The sequence below is a fragment of the Streptomyces sp. PU-14G genome (assembly GCF_041028275.1).
Lineage (GTDB): Bacteria > Actinomycetota > Actinomycetes > Streptomycetales > Streptomycetaceae > Streptomyces.
Map to the genome: position 1 here is coordinate 16943 of NZ_JASKYT010000037.1, position 13714 is coordinate 30656.

Below are 13714 nucleotides of genomic sequence, written 5' to 3' on the forward strand. Positions count from 1 at the left end.
GCATCCGCCCACCGGTTGGGCCCATGCCATGTGTCATGCATGACCGGGCGACAACCCGAACGGGGACGCCGATCATGGGTGGGCAATGCTTGCCCGTATGACCCTGCATCCCGGAAACGGGCGCGCGTCCGCCCCGCGACGGCCGGCCCTAGCATGAGCGATGTGGACGAACGCGATCCGGACGAGTTCTCCGTCGGCCAGTGGCCGGACTGGAGCTTCTGGAAGAACCAGCCGGGTGGCCCCGGGGCCCGCAGCCGGGGCCGCGTGGCCGTCGCCACGGCCACCGCGCTTGCCTCCCTCACTCTGATCGCACGGGCCGTGGACATCGCGCACGGCGCTACACCTCCCCTGCTCACTTCGCTCGCGATCGGCCTCCTCGCCTGCTACGTCATCGGCTGCATGCTGGCGCCCTGGTACGGGCCGGTGGCGCTGCGCCGGGGCCGCGTCGCCATCGTGGCCGTGATGTTCCTGCTGGGGGCGGCACCGGCCGTGCTTCTCGCGTCGCCGTCCTACCTGACCGATCTGACCTTCGCCCTCTCGATCGGACTCATGCTGCTGCCGCTGCGCCACGCGCTGCTGCTCGGTCTCGCCACGGTGCTGGGGCAGACGGTCTGGATGCGTCTCGCCCAGGGCGAGGTGGCCTGGGCGCAGGTGGCCGTCCTCGTCGGCGTGACCGCGGCACTCGGCACCGTCTTCGCGCTCAGCTTCACGATCGGCCATCTGCGCGCCGCGCGCGAGCAGGTCAAGCGGCTGGCCGTGAACCAGGAACGGGAACGGGTCGCCCGCGACATGCACGACGTCCTCGGCCACACCCTCTCCACGATGACCGTCAAACTCGGGCTGACGCGGCGCATCCTGGAGTCCTCCGGGGACGTGGCCCTCGCCGTCGGCCAGGTCACCGAGCTCGAGAACATGGCGCGCACGGCGCTGTCCGACGTGCGGGCCACCATTTCGGGCTACCGCACACTGTCGCTGGACAGCGAGCTCGCCGGCGCCCGCATGGCTCTGCGTGCCGCCGGGGTACGGGCCGATCTGCCCGCAACGACTGACGCCGTGAGCACCGACCTGCGCGAGGTGTTCGGCTACGTCGTGCGGGAGGCGATCACCAACGTGCTGCGGCACTCCGACGCCGAACTGTGCACCGTCCGCATCGGGACCGACTGGGTCGAGGTCACCGACAACGGCAGTCCCAGCGGTGGGGCGTGCGCCGGGAACGGGCTCACCGGCCTCACCGAACGACTGGCCGCCCTGTCGGGCACCCTCGAACACGGGCCTGCTCCCGGCGGCGGGTTCCAGGTCGTCGCCCGCGGACCGGCCCCGACGATCCCCCGCGCACCCTCGCAGAAGGCCGAGCCGACATGATCCGCGTCCTGCTGGCCGACGACCAGGCACTCGTACTCGGCGCCCTCGCGGCCGTTCTCCGGCTCGAACCCGACATCGACGTGGTCGCCGAGATCGGCACCGGCACCGAGGTGCTGCCCGCCGCGCAGCGGACCTCGCCCGACATTGCGCTGCTCGACGTACAGATGCCCGGCCGCGACGGCCTGGCCGCCGCCGCCGATCTCCAGCGGGCACTGCCCGGCTGCCGAACCATCATCTGCACGACCTTCAGCCGGCCCGGCTACCTCGCGCGGGCCATGTCCGCGGGTGCGGCCGGGTACGTAGTGAAGGACTCCCCGCCCGAACAACTGGTCGACGCGATCCGCCGCGTCCATGCCGGCCTGCGCTTCGTGGATCCGGCCCTCGCCGCGGAAGCTCTGGCCAGCGGTGCCAGCCCGCTGACCAGGCGCGAGGCTGACGTGCTGCGCGCCACCGCCGAGGGCGGCACCGTGGCCGACATCGCCAGGGCTCTCCGGCTGTCCCAGGGCACTGTGCGCAACCACCTGTCGTCCGCGATCGGCAAGACGCAGGCCCGTACCCGCGCCGAGGCGGCCCGGATCGCGGAAGCTAACGGTTGGCTGTGACCGCGACGGCGCCTATCAGGCACTGGTCGGCCGGACATACTTCCAACGGAGAGGCTGTCGGATTCTCATCGCGTCGCAGGTAAGCGGAGCCGGGGACGTCGATGGATCTGAGCCCGGTCGATGTCGAGTGGGCCGATGGTGAGAGCGGTGGGCTGCGGAAGTCCGTTCTAGAGGCGGTATCCCGGGTACCGTTCGAGTCGGTGCTCCCGGTACGGCGTTCACGTCGTACCCCGGGCAGCGGCACTTCACCGGCTTCCCCGTGGGACATCGACCGAGTCACTGGCCGGGTTCGATTCCTGGCTGGAGCGGGACCGGGCCACGCTCCTCGATCACGACCGGCGTGTGGTGGGTCTGGCCTCACAACCATTCCGGGTGACCTGGCAAGGGACGATGCGCCGGATGACGATGCCGCTCGGTGGCTCCCCCCGCGCCACCAGCCTGTTGAAGCCGGCCGGTTACGGGTCCTCTGCCTCCGTGTCCTTTTCTCCGCCGTCGTGTCGACGGGGGCACCGTGCGGTGGACGGGTACCGGCCCTTGCGTGCGCACGCAGAGCGAATCATGCGGTCCGCTCGTCCTGGGTGAAGAAGCTGATCACCTCCTGGGGGGTGGGGTTGTGGCCGACTGTGGTGGCGGCCGTGGCGCTGCGGGGGAACAACGCTCGCTCGTACGCGGTGAGGGCGGTCTCGATGTCGTCGGGGTGTGCGGCGAGAGCCTTGCCGAGTTCCGCGCCGTCCTGCATGGCCAAGTTGGCGCCTTCGCCGTCGGGGGGCGAGAGGTGGGCGGCGTCGCCGAGGAGGGTCACTCCCGGTATCCGGTCCCAGCGGTGCCCGCGCGGCAGGGCGTGGAGGGGGCGCAGGACCGGTGCGGTCCCGCCACCGGTGATCAGGGCGGTGAGTTCCGGTGCCCACCCGTCGTACTCCTCCGCGATCCGCGCGGCGGCGGCGCCGGCATCGGTGAAGTCGATGGCGGCGAACCAGTCCAGCGGCTTGACCAGTGTGACGTGGGCGTGGAGGACTCCGCCCTTCTCCCGGTGCGCCACGAACCATTTGCCGTGCTCGGCCGGGTCGACCGCCCCGAGCGTCCCGCCGCCGACGGCTTCCGCGGTGGCCGGGTGCCGGATGTCGGCGTCGTACAGGTGGGTCTCGACGAAGGAGCGGCCGATGTATGCGGGTGCGGCGTCGGAGAGCAGCGCTCGGACGCGTGACCAGGCGCCGTCCGCGCCGACCAGCAGGTCCGTGACGACGTGGGTGCCGTCTGCGAAGGTCACCTGGTGGCGGCCCTCGGCGAGGGTGCGGACGCCGGTGGCCTGGTGGCCCCAGCGGACGGTGCCGGCGGGGAGCGCGTCGAGCAGTATCTGCCGCAGCTCGCCGCGCTGTACCTCGGGGCTTTTCCCCGCGCCGTCGTCGGCCTTGTCGAACAGAACGGTCCCGTTCCGGTCGAGGAGCCGTATCGCCTGGCGGCCCTCCAGGACGATGCCGCGGAACTCGTCCAGCAGGTCGGCCGCCTTGAGGGCGGCTTGGCCGTTGTGGTCGTGGATGTCGAGCATCCCGCCCTGTGGACGTGCCGTCGGGGAGGACTCCGCCTCGTAGACCGCGGCGGGAATGCCGTGGACGTGCAGGACGCGGGCCAGTACGAGGCCGCCGAGCCCGCCGCCGATGATCGTGACAGGAGAGTGCATGGGACTCCTTGCGTGTCGCACACCCGGCCGGGCGGGCCCGGCCGGGTGTGCGGAGGGAATCCGGCTTGCCGGGCCGGGTAAGCGCGCGGGAACCGGCTCAGACGACCACGACGCGGCGCCCGCGCGTGTGACCGGCTTGGCTGTCGATGTGCGCGGCGGCGGCCTCGGCGAGCGGGTACGTCTTCTCGACCGGAATGTGGAGCTTTCCTCGTGAGATGAGGGCCGCGGCCTCGGCGAGCGCTTCCGGCACGCTGCCGGTCACACCGGAGAAGCGGACGCCGTGCTTCGGCGCGTCGAGATCGGCGATGGAGATCACCTTCCGCGGATCCCCGGTCAGCTCGACGAGTTCGCGGATCACGCCCGAGCCGGCCAGATCGAGGGCCGCGTCGACGGGGCCGAGCTGCCGCACCCGCTCGGTCCAGCCCTCGCCGTACGTCGTGGCCAGGGCGCCGAGACCGCGCAGATAGTCCTGGTTCGCCGCCCCGGCTGTGCCGATCACCGTGATGCCGCGCTCGCGGGCGATCTGCAGCACCGCGGAGCCGACTCCCCCGGCAGCGCCGCTGACCAACAGCGTCTGACCGGGCCGCACACCGACCTCGCGGAGGATGCGCAGCGCGGTCTCCACCACGGAGGGGTATCCGGCCGCCTCTTCGAACGTCAGCCCCTCGGGCATCCGGGCCCAGGCCGACAGCACGGCGTACTCGGCGTAGGTACTCGAACCTCTGCCGAACACGTGATCGCCGACCTCGACGCCTTCGACGCCCTCGCCGACCTCGTCCACCACCCCGGAGGCGTCGAGCCCGACTCCGGCGGGCCACTCGATCGGCTGGGTCTCGCGGAACTGGCCTTCGCGGACCCTCCAGTCGACGGGGTTCACCCCCGCCACACGCACGGTGAGGCGTATCTGGCCGGGGCCCGCGTGGGGCTCCTCGGCGTCGATGAGGTGCAGCACGTCAGGACCGCCGAACTCGGCGAAGCTCACTTTCTTCATTCCGCCGACCGTAGCACTAACCGTTAGTTCAATGAAACGGTTAGGTTTTTGTGTTTGGTAGTGTCAGGGCATGACCGTGCCGACCGGCCGCCGTGAGCGCAAGAAGGCCGCGACCCGCCAGAAGATCGCCGAAACCGCCCTGCGGCTCTTCCTGGAACGCGGGTACGACGCGGTGGGCATCCGCGAGGTGGCCGCCGAGGCCGACGTGGCCGTCACCACGCTGTTCTCCCACTTCGCCTCCAAAGAGGCCCTGGTGTTCGAGCAGGACGAGAACTTCGAGCACCGCCTCGCGCAGGCGGTCACAGAGCGGGCGCCCCACGAGCCGCTCATCCCCGCGCTGCGCCGCGAGACGCAGGCCCTGGTGCGCCACTGCACGACGGACAGCGCCGCCCCGATCTGGCACATGATCGACGCATCGTCCGACCTGCGGAGGTACGAGGAGTCGATGAGGCTGCGCCACGCAGAGTCGTTGGCAGCGGCCATCACCGCCGACCTCGGCCTGGCACAGGCCACAACGGCCTGCCGGGCCATCGCGAGGTTCGTGGTCGACGCCCACTCGCTGGCTCGCGCGGCGGCCGACCCGGACGCCGCGGTGGACGAGATCTTCCGGATGATCGAGGCGGCCTGGGAGGCCACCGGCCCCTCCCGACGTGCGTGAGGGACTTTTCCCTCCAGCCAGGTAGGACCTCAGGCACGCGCTTCGCCAGCGCCCGTCGGAGGCACAAGAGGGACCAGGCACCTCCCGGGCCGACCGCCGAGCTGGGGAAACGACACGGATCTGAGACTGCGCCGGCTGACACGAGGTGAGACCTCGCGGGAACCTCTGGCCACAGCATCGCCGGATGACATCGGCGCTGAGAACCTACAGCTGGAGTGTCCCGGGTCTCGCTGAACAGTCCTGCGGACGACCGCGCCGACAGCTGCACAAGGGAACCGGCCGTGAGGCAGCGCGGATCAGCGGCTGTGCCTTGCGGCCATGCCTAGCCCGTGCGGCGGCCGTTGACGACAGCGCGTACGGCCCGATCGCCGCGAGGGTCGGCCATCAGGCGGGCGATGTCCCACCACCGCAGCAGCAGCGCCGGATAGTGCGGCGGGATCGCGTCCATGAAATCCCGGCTGAACCGTGCGCGGACGCTCTCGTGGCGCAGGGCGGCGCGGATGTCGGCCAAGGACGGCGGGACGTGGCGGATGGCGGGCGGCAGCGTGGCCTCGTACTCCGGCGCCAGCTTGTTGCCGGGCTGGGCCAAGACGTTCCCGCCCAGCGCGGCGGCAACGTCGTCCTCCAGTTCCTCCTGGGCCCGCACGGCACGCCCCCACCAGTGGTCCCGGAAGGCGGCGACGGCCTCGGGATCGGCCAGGTCGAGGGCGTCGCGCTGCTCGTCGAACTCCTCACCCGCGTCGCCGGGCAGCGCTGCCCGGATCGCGCCGAGAGTCTTCGCGGGATGGCGCGGCGGGGCCTGGCCGAGGTGGCGCACCCACTGGTCGCCGCGCTTCTCGTCGGAAGGGGGCCCCCACACCAGGGCGCCGCCCCGCATACCGGGCTTCTCCGGGCCGGCCGCCGTCAAGGGAGCTTCCAGGCTGACTGCCATCAGCTCCAGGTAGGCGGGCAGCGACTTGTACGCCTGCTCGCTCTCCTCGAACCCGGCCCACTGCCACACCTCCCCGGTCTCGCCGTTCACGTAGAGGCCGTCGGCGGTGTCGTCGGGGCCGAAGGCGCAGAACGGTATCCACGATGGCTTCCACACCACCAGGGCGTCCTCGTCCGCGGAGTCGTCCTCGCCGTCCTCCTCCTGCGACCGCATCTGCGTCTGATGGACCGCGAGCACGGCGTCGAGCGGCATCAAGGCCCAGGCGCCCAGCATGAGACCCGAACCGTCCACGCCGTCCTCACCGGCGGACAGCCGCCACAGTGCCTTCAACTCCTCCGGGACGCTCGCGCCGAGGGCTTCTTCCAGAGCCGTGATCTCGTCCTCTGTGGCGCCGGGCTTGAGGGCCGCGTACGACGGTTGCGCGTAATCGGCCAGCCATTCCATGATCCGGCTCCATGCCCGGGTGACTCGCTCGTCTGCTGGTGTGTCAGTGGTCATGGTCACACGCTCGCACTGCGCCCCCGCCCCCTCACACAACGGGACCCGAACCCCTGGGCCCTCGCATGGAAGGGCGACCTCCTGGCGGGGTGATCTCGTGGAGGGGTGACCTCATGGCGGGGGCGACCTCACGGAGGAGGCGACTTCATGGGTGCGGTGCTACTGGGGCGAGGGAGACCTCCGCACGGTGGAACCGTCGGCCTCGGAGTGGGCCCGGCTCGGGGCGGCTTCGGGCGGTCCCTCGCGGTCCCTCCTCGAACGAGCGGAACGCGGACGACCCACGAGGGCCACCCCGTGCGGGGAACGTGTGGCCGATGCGATCGAGAAGCACCGGACGTGACGGAGCCGTCCACTGTCAGTGGCTTCTGGGACGCTCCCCGCATGCCTTCCGACTCGCTCAGCTTCGCCCAGGCCACCACCCCGCACGACATCGATCCAGATCGTCGTCAGGCTCTCATCGACTGCTGGATCGACGTCTCCAACGCAGGCGGCGCAGCCGGCTTCCCCTTCCCACCCATCGACGAGCGGGACGCTGCCCCCGCCCTCGACGCCATCCTCGACAACCTCAGTCCTCGGACCTGCCGACTCCTGTTGGCGCTGGACGGAGATGACCTGGTGGGCTGGCTCGCCCTACGCCGCGACCTCTTCGCCCTCATCAGCCACTGGGGGACCCTCCACCACGTCCAGACCCGCACCGACAGGCGCGGACAGGGCATCGGCATCGCCCTGATGGAGAAGGCCCAGGCCGTCGCTCGTGACGAGATGGAGCTTGAGCAGCTACACCTGGCAGCCCGCGCCGGGGTCGGGCTGGAGACCTTCTACGGACGGCTCGGCTGGAAGGAGATAGGGCGCCGGCCGGGAGCTCTTCGGCTCGGACCCGGTGACGACCGCGATGAGGTCCTCATGTTCCTCGAACTCGGGGCCGGGGGAAGGGCACGTTCCTGAGACAGCAGCCCCGCGCCACGGGTTGAGACCTGCGGCCGCGCCGGGAACAGCGGGTCGCCCGGCAGCGTTGCATCGATCGAGCGAGCGGCGCTGCACGGGGCGGGGAACTCGGAGACCGCAAGGTCGTCTGTCTCGACCGCAAGGTCACTTGTCTCGACGACCGCAAGGTCCACTTGTCCCGACAGGATCCGGGCCACGGAGCGCGGTACGCCCGCCGCACACTCGGATCACGACGTATTTCTGCTGGAGGACTGCTTGAAGACCGACCGGCCCTTGACGCTCATGGCGGTGCACGCCCACCCCGACGACGAGGCCACCTCGACCGGAGGGGTCCTCGCCCGGTACGCGGCGGAAGGCATCCGCACGGTTCTCGTGACGTGTACCGACGGCGGTTGCGGTGACGGTCCGGGGGGCGTGAAGCCCTCCGAGCCCGGACACGATCCGGCGGCCGTCGCAGCGATGCGCCGCCAGGAACTCGAGGCGAGCTGTGAGGCCCTGAAGATCAGCGATCTGGAGATGCTGGACTATGCCGACTCCGGGATGATGGGCTGGCCGAGCAACGACGCCCCCGCATCCTTCTGGCAGACCCCCGTGGAGGAAGGCGCCGCCCGACTCGCGGAGCTCATGCGGCACTACCGGCCCGACGTGGTCGTCACCTACGACCAGAACGGCTTCTACGGCCACCCCGACCACATTCAGGCGCACCGCATCACGATGGCGGCGCTGGAGCTGACCGAGCTGACACCGAAGGTGTACTGGACCACGATGCCCCGCTCGGGGATGCAGCGGTTCGGCGAGATCATGCGCGAGTTCCAGCCGGACATGCCGGAGCCGGACCCTGCCGAGGCCGCCGCGATGGCCGAGCTGGGCCTCCCCGACGATGAGATCACCACGTGGGTGGACACCACCGCGTTCAGTGGCCAGAAGTTCGACGCGCTGGCCGCGCACGCCAGCCAGGGCGAGAACATCTTCTTCCTCGGGATGGGCAAGGAGAGGTTCGGCGAGTTGATGGGCATGGAGACCTTCGTACGGGTCCAGGACGCCACCGGAGCGGCCGTACCCGAGAACGATCTCTTCGCCGGACTGCGCTGATCCGCTCATCCGGAGCGCAGACCTGGAATACCCGGCCTCGGCCCCCACGCCGCCGAGGTGCGGCGGGCCGGGCGGCGCGGGCGCGTGCGTGTGGTGGCCTCGGGCCGTTCAGGGCCGTTCGGGGCCGCTCAGGGCCGGTGGGTGGCGGTTCGGGGGGAGGTCCAGCTCGCGAGGAGGTCGAGGGCGCTTTTCGAGGGGGAGCCGGGTTCTGCGGTGTAGACGTACAGGGTCGTGTCGGGGTCTCCGGGGAGCGTGAGGGTCTCGTACTCGACGGTGAGCTCACCGACGAGGGGATGGCGGAGGCGCTTGGAGCCGTGGGTGCGTTGATGGACGCGGTGCTGCTCCCACCAGGTGTCGAACGCGTGGCTGCGTGCGCGCAGGTCGGCGATCAGGGCGGCGGTGGCCTGGTCGTCGGGGTCGCGCCCTGCGTCGAGACGCAGACTCTCGACCGCGGCGCGCGCCTGGTCCTCCCAGTCCGTGAACAGCGCGCGGGCGTCGTCGTCGAGGAACATCCAGCGTGCGTAGTTGCGCTCGCGGTGCGGTAGCTGTGCGAAGTCGGCGAACAGGGCGCGCGCCATGCGGTTGGCGGCGAGGATGTCGGTACGGCGGCCGAGAACGAGGGCCGGCTCGCCGTCGAGGGCGTCGAGGAGCTGGTGGAGGCCGTGGCGTACGCGCTGGGCGCGACCGGGGTGCAGGCGGGCCGGGGCAGCGGTCACGCCGAGGAGGTCACGCAGGTGGGCCCTGCCTGCCTCGTCGAGGGCGAGGGCGCGGCCGATCGCCTCGATCACGGCCGGTGAGGGCGTGATGTTCCTGCCCTGTTCGAGGCGGGTGTAGTAGTCCGTCGACACTCCGGCCAGGCGCGCCACCTCTTCCCGGCGCAGGCCCGGGACGCGCCGTACGCGGCTGTCCGACGGCAGGCCGGACCTGGACGGGTCGCCCTTGCCGCGGGCCCGTTTCAGGAAATCGGCGAGTTCGTGATTCTTGTCGGCCACATCCTCCAGTGTCGCGGACGGCGCCGGCTCGTGGCTGGCCCTGTGCGTCCTGGGTTCGCCGGTCCGCGGTTCAGCAGGGCGTGGTATGCGCCCCCGCCGGCGTTGGTCGCGGCCCAGGGTGGAGGCATGCCGAGCGGGTTCTCCCTGCGGCAGTCCCACCCCGTCTCACCGAGAGGAACCGTGTCCCCATGAGCAGGATCCTGATCGTCATGTCCGCCGCGAGTGTCTGGGAGCGCACCGATGGCTCGTCCTACCCGACCGGCTACTGGGCCGAGGAGCTGGCCGCCCCGCACGAGAAGTTCGTCGAGGCCGGTCACACGGTCGACTTCGCTTCCCCGGGCGGGGTGCTGCAGCCGCTCGACCGGCACAGCGCCGACCCCGAGGTGGCCGGTGCGGACTGCGCCGTCTACGTGGCCCACGCGGAGAAGGCGCTCCGCGAGTTCGGCCCCCTGCTGAAGCTGGACGAGGTCGGCATCGACGACTATGCCGCGGTTGTGCTCCCCGGCGGCCACGGTCCGGTCGTGGACCTCCACCAGGACGCGGATCTCGGCCGTCTGCTGACCGCCGCGGACGCGGCGGGGAAGCTCATCGGAGCAGTCTGCCACGGCCCTGCCGCCCTGCTCAGCGCGGTGGACGCGGAGGGGGCGTGGTTGTTCGCCGGCCGTGAGATGGCCGCGTTCACCGATGAGGAGGAACGGCTGTTCGGCACGGCCGAAGGCGCACCGTGGCTGCTGGCCGCCCGGCTGAAGGAGAAGGGCGCCGTGCACTCCGGCGGGCCGGCCTACGAGCAGTTCAACGTGCGGGACCGCAACCTGTTCACCGGGCAGAACCCGGCCTCCAGCACCCGCATGGCCGAGGACATGATCGCCGCCCTCGGCTGAGCGGGGCGCCGCGCGCCTCGCCGACGGCCTGCGCGCTGTTCCGATACGTAGGCGGCCTGTGCGTTGTGACGACACGGCAGCGGGTCTGCGCGTTGTGACGGCATGGCAGCGGGTCTGCGCGCTGTCCTGACAGGTCTGCGGGTCTGCGCGCTGTGACGACACGGCGGCGGGTCTGCGTGCTGTCCCCGCCACGGCGGCGGACGGCGCGCGGCCCGCCGCCGACGGCACGGTCACGGAACGTCGAGCAGGACCTTCCCGACGACGCCCTGTTCGAGCGCGGCGTGGGCGTCGGCGACGCGCTCCAGCGGGTAGCGGTGCAGCGGCAGTCCGGCTTCCTCGCCCACGCGCAGCGCGCCCGCGTCCACGGCCGCCGCGACGTCGGTGAGGGCCTGTTCCTTCGCCGCGGACGGCACGGTGTAGATGAAGACGCTCTGCCAACGCAGGTTCGCCGGGAGCGAGGAGAGCACCGGGACGGACAGCTGTTCGTCCTCGCCGCCCGAGTAGTAGGCCACCACGGCTCCCGGCGCGGCCACCGCGAGGTCGAGCGCGGCGTTGGCGCCCGGTGCGACCTCCACGACGATGTCGACGCCCTCGGGCGCGAAGGCCAGTACCTCCGCGACCGGGTCCTGGGTGCGGTAGTTGACGACCTCGTGCGCACCGGCCGCGCGTGCCAGCGCGGCCTTGGCGGGGCCGCTGACCGTGGTGACGACGCGCGCCCCGGCCCAGCGGGCGAGCTGGACGGCTGCGTTGCCGACCGCGCCGGCGCCGCCGGCCACCAGCACGGTCGCGCCGCGCAGGGCGCCGGGCGCGAGACATGCCGGCCCGCCGTCGTGGACGGTCAGTGCGCGGTGAGCGGTCAGGGCCGGGATGCCCAGCGCCGCGCCGAGTGCGAACGGGGCGTGGTCGGGCAGGAAGACGGCCTGCCGGTCGGGGACGAGCGTGTACTGCTGTGCCGTTCCCCAGGGCCGTTCCCACGCGGCCTCCCAGATCCATACGCGCTGCCCGACCCGCTCCGAATCCACGTGAGGGCCGACGGCGTCGATCACTCCGGCACCGTCCTGATGGGGCACCTGCTCGCTCATGCCGGGCGGCAGTGCGCGTCTGCGGCTGCGCCAGTCGGTCGGGTTGAGACCCGAGAGGTGCACCCGGACCCGTACCTCCCCGGGCCCGGGCTCGGGGACCGGACGCTCCACGAGCCGCAGCACCTCGGGGCCACCGGCAGCCGTCCGCAGGACGGATTTCATCTCTCACCTGTCTTTCGCTCGCCCTCGCTCCAGGAGCGGTTGGCTGCCGCCCGGGGAGGACGCCGCCCCGCACGAGGTGTCCCTCCCTCAACCCCCGCAGCGAGCGGGGGTATTCCGGAGGCCTGCGGGTTGGTTTCCGGGACCGCTGGGCTACCGGGACCGCCGGGCCGCCGGGCTACCTGGCCGCCGGGCTACGGGCCGACCGTAGCCGTAGCCGGAGGCACCGGCGTCTCGGGCGCGGTCGGCGCACTCGGTGCACTCGGCGTGCCCGGTGTACCCGGTGTGCCCGGCGTGGCGGAGCGGCTGCGCACGAGCATGATCGCGGGCACCGCGGCGAGGACGAAGAGCACTCCCGCCATCGCCACGTAGAGGTGCACGCCGGTCGCCGTGCTCACCGGTGCGCCGTCGGCCAGGGTGCCGGTGACGCGGGTGGCTTTGAGCACCTCGCCGCCGGCGAAGGTGAAGACGACCGAGCCGAGGGCGAGCACGACCGACACCACACCGGCGATCGTGCCCTGCTGTGTGGGCGCCTCGATGCTGGTGGCCAGGTTGTAGCCGGAGGCGCCGATCGCGCCGGCGGCCATGCCGACCAGGGCGCCGCAGGCGATCGCCAGCGGGAGCACCGAGACGCCCGACAGCATCGCGAAGGTCGCCACGCTGCCGACGGCGATGCCGCCGAGGAGGGGCAGCGCGGGACCGAACCGCCCCGCGAGCCATCCGGCACACGTGCCGCCGATGACGATGCCGAGATTGGGCGTGGCGAGCAGCACCGCGACCGCCTCTCCGTCGCCCAGCCCGTAGCCGAGCCCCAGGCCGGGGTCCACTTGGGCGACGATGCTGGTCAGTTGCAGCATGCTGCGGAAGGAGCCTGCCGCCAGCACCAGGGCCAGCAGCGTCAGCAGGATGGGTCGGGTGAGGGCCCGGATGTCGATGACGGGTTCGTCGACCCGCAGCGCGAGGAACGCCCACCCGGTCAACGCGGCGGCACCGGCCACCAGCAGCGCGATCATGCCGCCGGACAGCCATCCGAGTTCCCTGCCGAGGCTGATGTAGGCGAGCACCGCGCCGAGGCCGCCGCCGAGCAGCAGCGCACCGCCCACGTCGATCCGGCCGGTGCTGCGGATCGGTGACTCCGGGATGAGGGACCGTACGCAGAGCGCGGCTGCCGCGGCGAGCAGCGCCGCGACGACGAACACGCTCCGGTAGCCGAACGCGTCGATGACCGGCTGCATCAGGAACGGTTCGATGATGCCGACGACCGACGAGCCGGACGTCACGAGCCCGACCAGGGCCATCGCCACCCGCGGGGTGCAGATCTGGCGTGCGAGGGCCACCGTGAGGAAGACCGCGGCGAAGGCGGCGCCTTGGACGAAGCGTCCCGCCAGGAAGATCCACACGTTGGGGGCGACGAGGCAGATCAGCGCTCCGGTGCAGGCGAGGAGCAGCGTGCCGATGAGCATCCGGCGCTTGCCGAAGATGTCGGAGGTCTTCGCCAGCAGGGGCGACCAGATGGCCCCGGCCAGCATCGCGCTCGCGTTCAGCCACGCGGCCTGGTCGGTGTCGAAGTGCTCCAGTAATTGGGGCAGGACCATCATGGGCGAACCGATGGCCACGTCGGCCAGGACGTTGGCGAGGGTGAGAACGGCCGCCCAGAGGACGAGCCGTTTGCTCCACCGGTGCTCCTGGGCGCCGGGGGCGGTCTTTTCCAGCGTGTCGTTCACCATGCGTTCTCTCCAGCGCGGTGTGGGTGGGGCCCCGGCGGTCGGCGCGCCTCGCGGGTCGGCGTGGGCGACGCGGTCGGCGCGGTCGGCGCGGGTCGTCGGTCGAGTCGGCTTCCGGG

The 13714-nt window shown here is 71.6% G+C and carries 12 protein-coding genes; 6 read left to right on the forward strand and 6 right to left on the reverse strand.

The genetic code is table 11. The features are described from left to right. The first annotated feature begins 153 nt into the window (after positions 1-153). Complete coding sequence (locus AB8Z75_RS07135) at positions 154-1362, forward strand: sensor histidine kinase (RefSeq protein WP_369200532.1); 1209 nt, start codon at positions 154-156, stop codon at positions 1360-1362. Then, positions 1359-1964 carry a response regulator gene (locus AB8Z75_RS07140; RefSeq protein ID WP_369200533.1) on the forward strand — a complete coding sequence of 202 codons (606 nt, stop codon included), beginning with the start codon at positions 1359-1361 and terminating at the stop codon, positions 1962-1964. The genes AB8Z75_RS07135 and AB8Z75_RS07140 overlap by 4 nt, the downstream gene beginning before the upstream one ends. 556 nt (positions 1965-2520) lie before the next feature. Here AB8Z75_RS07140 and AB8Z75_RS07145 read toward each other — a convergent pair. Together AB8Z75_RS07145 and AB8Z75_RS07150 are read right to left on the reverse strand one after the other, a co-directional pair. After that, positions 2521-3642: an FAD-dependent oxidoreductase gene (locus AB8Z75_RS07145; protein ID WP_369200534.1), complete on the reverse strand. Its 1122-nt coding sequence runs from the start codon at positions 3640-3642 to the stop codon at positions 2521-2523. A 97-nt stretch (positions 3643-3739) separates the two neighbouring features. Next, the gene (locus tag AB8Z75_RS07150) at positions 3740-4633 is read right to left on the reverse strand and encodes an NADP-dependent oxidoreductase (protein WP_369200535.1); all 894 of its coding nucleotides are present in this window, start codon (positions 4631-4633) and stop codon (positions 3740-3742) included. Positions 4634-4703: 70 nt separating this feature from the next. Here AB8Z75_RS07150 and AB8Z75_RS07155 point away from each other — a divergent pair, with 70 nt between their 5' ends. Continuing rightward, positions 4704-5291, forward strand: a complete 588-nt coding sequence (locus tag AB8Z75_RS07155; RefSeq protein ID WP_369200536.1) for a TetR/AcrR family transcriptional regulator — start codon at positions 4704-4706, stop codon at positions 5289-5291. Between the two features lie 322 nt (positions 5292-5613). On the opposite strand, the gene AB8Z75_RS07160 is transcribed toward AB8Z75_RS07155, so the two are convergent. Continuing rightward, positions 5614-6720, reverse strand: coding sequence for an SMI1/KNR4 family protein (locus AB8Z75_RS07160; protein WP_369200537.1), 1107 nt, complete (start codon positions 6718-6720; stop codon positions 5614-5616). Between the two features lie 381 nt (positions 6721-7101). Here AB8Z75_RS07160 and AB8Z75_RS07165 point away from each other — a divergent pair, with 381 nt between their 5' ends. Together AB8Z75_RS07165 and AB8Z75_RS07170 are read left to right on the forward strand one after the other, a co-directional pair. Further along, positions 7102-7665, forward strand: a complete 564-nt coding sequence (locus tag AB8Z75_RS07165; RefSeq protein ID WP_369200538.1) for a GNAT family N-acetyltransferase — start codon at positions 7102-7104, stop codon at positions 7663-7665. A 282-nt stretch (positions 7666-7947) separates the two neighbouring features. After that, a complete protein-coding gene (locus AB8Z75_RS07170) occupies positions 7948-8757 on the forward strand; it encodes a PIG-L family deacetylase (RefSeq protein WP_369200543.1) in 810 nt (269 codons plus the stop codon). 128 nt (positions 8758-8885) lie between these two features. Here AB8Z75_RS07170 and AB8Z75_RS07175 read toward each other — a convergent pair whose 3' ends face one another. Further along, positions 8886-9749, reverse strand: a complete 864-nt coding sequence (locus tag AB8Z75_RS07175) for a helix-turn-helix transcriptional regulator (RefSeq protein ID WP_369200539.1) — start codon at positions 9747-9749, stop codon at positions 8886-8888. 188 nt (positions 9750-9937) lie between these two features. On the opposite strand from AB8Z75_RS07175, the gene AB8Z75_RS07180 reads away from it, so the two are divergent. After that, positions 9938-10630, forward strand: a complete 693-nt coding sequence (locus AB8Z75_RS07180) for a type 1 glutamine amidotransferase domain-containing protein (RefSeq protein ID WP_369200540.1) — start codon at positions 9938-9940, stop codon at positions 10628-10630. A 230-nt stretch (positions 10631-10860) separates the two neighbouring features. On the opposite strand, the gene AB8Z75_RS07185 is transcribed toward AB8Z75_RS07180, so the two are convergent. Then, positions 10861-11874 carry an NADPH:quinone reductase gene (locus tag AB8Z75_RS07185; protein WP_369200541.1) on the reverse strand — a complete coding sequence of 338 codons (1014 nt, stop codon included), beginning with the start codon at positions 11872-11874 and terminating at the stop codon, positions 10861-10863. A gap of 191 nt (positions 11875-12065) precedes the next feature. Continuing rightward, the coding region (locus AB8Z75_RS07190; RefSeq protein ID WP_369200542.1) for an MFS transporter at positions 12066-13714 on the reverse strand (1649 nt) is incomplete at its 5' end.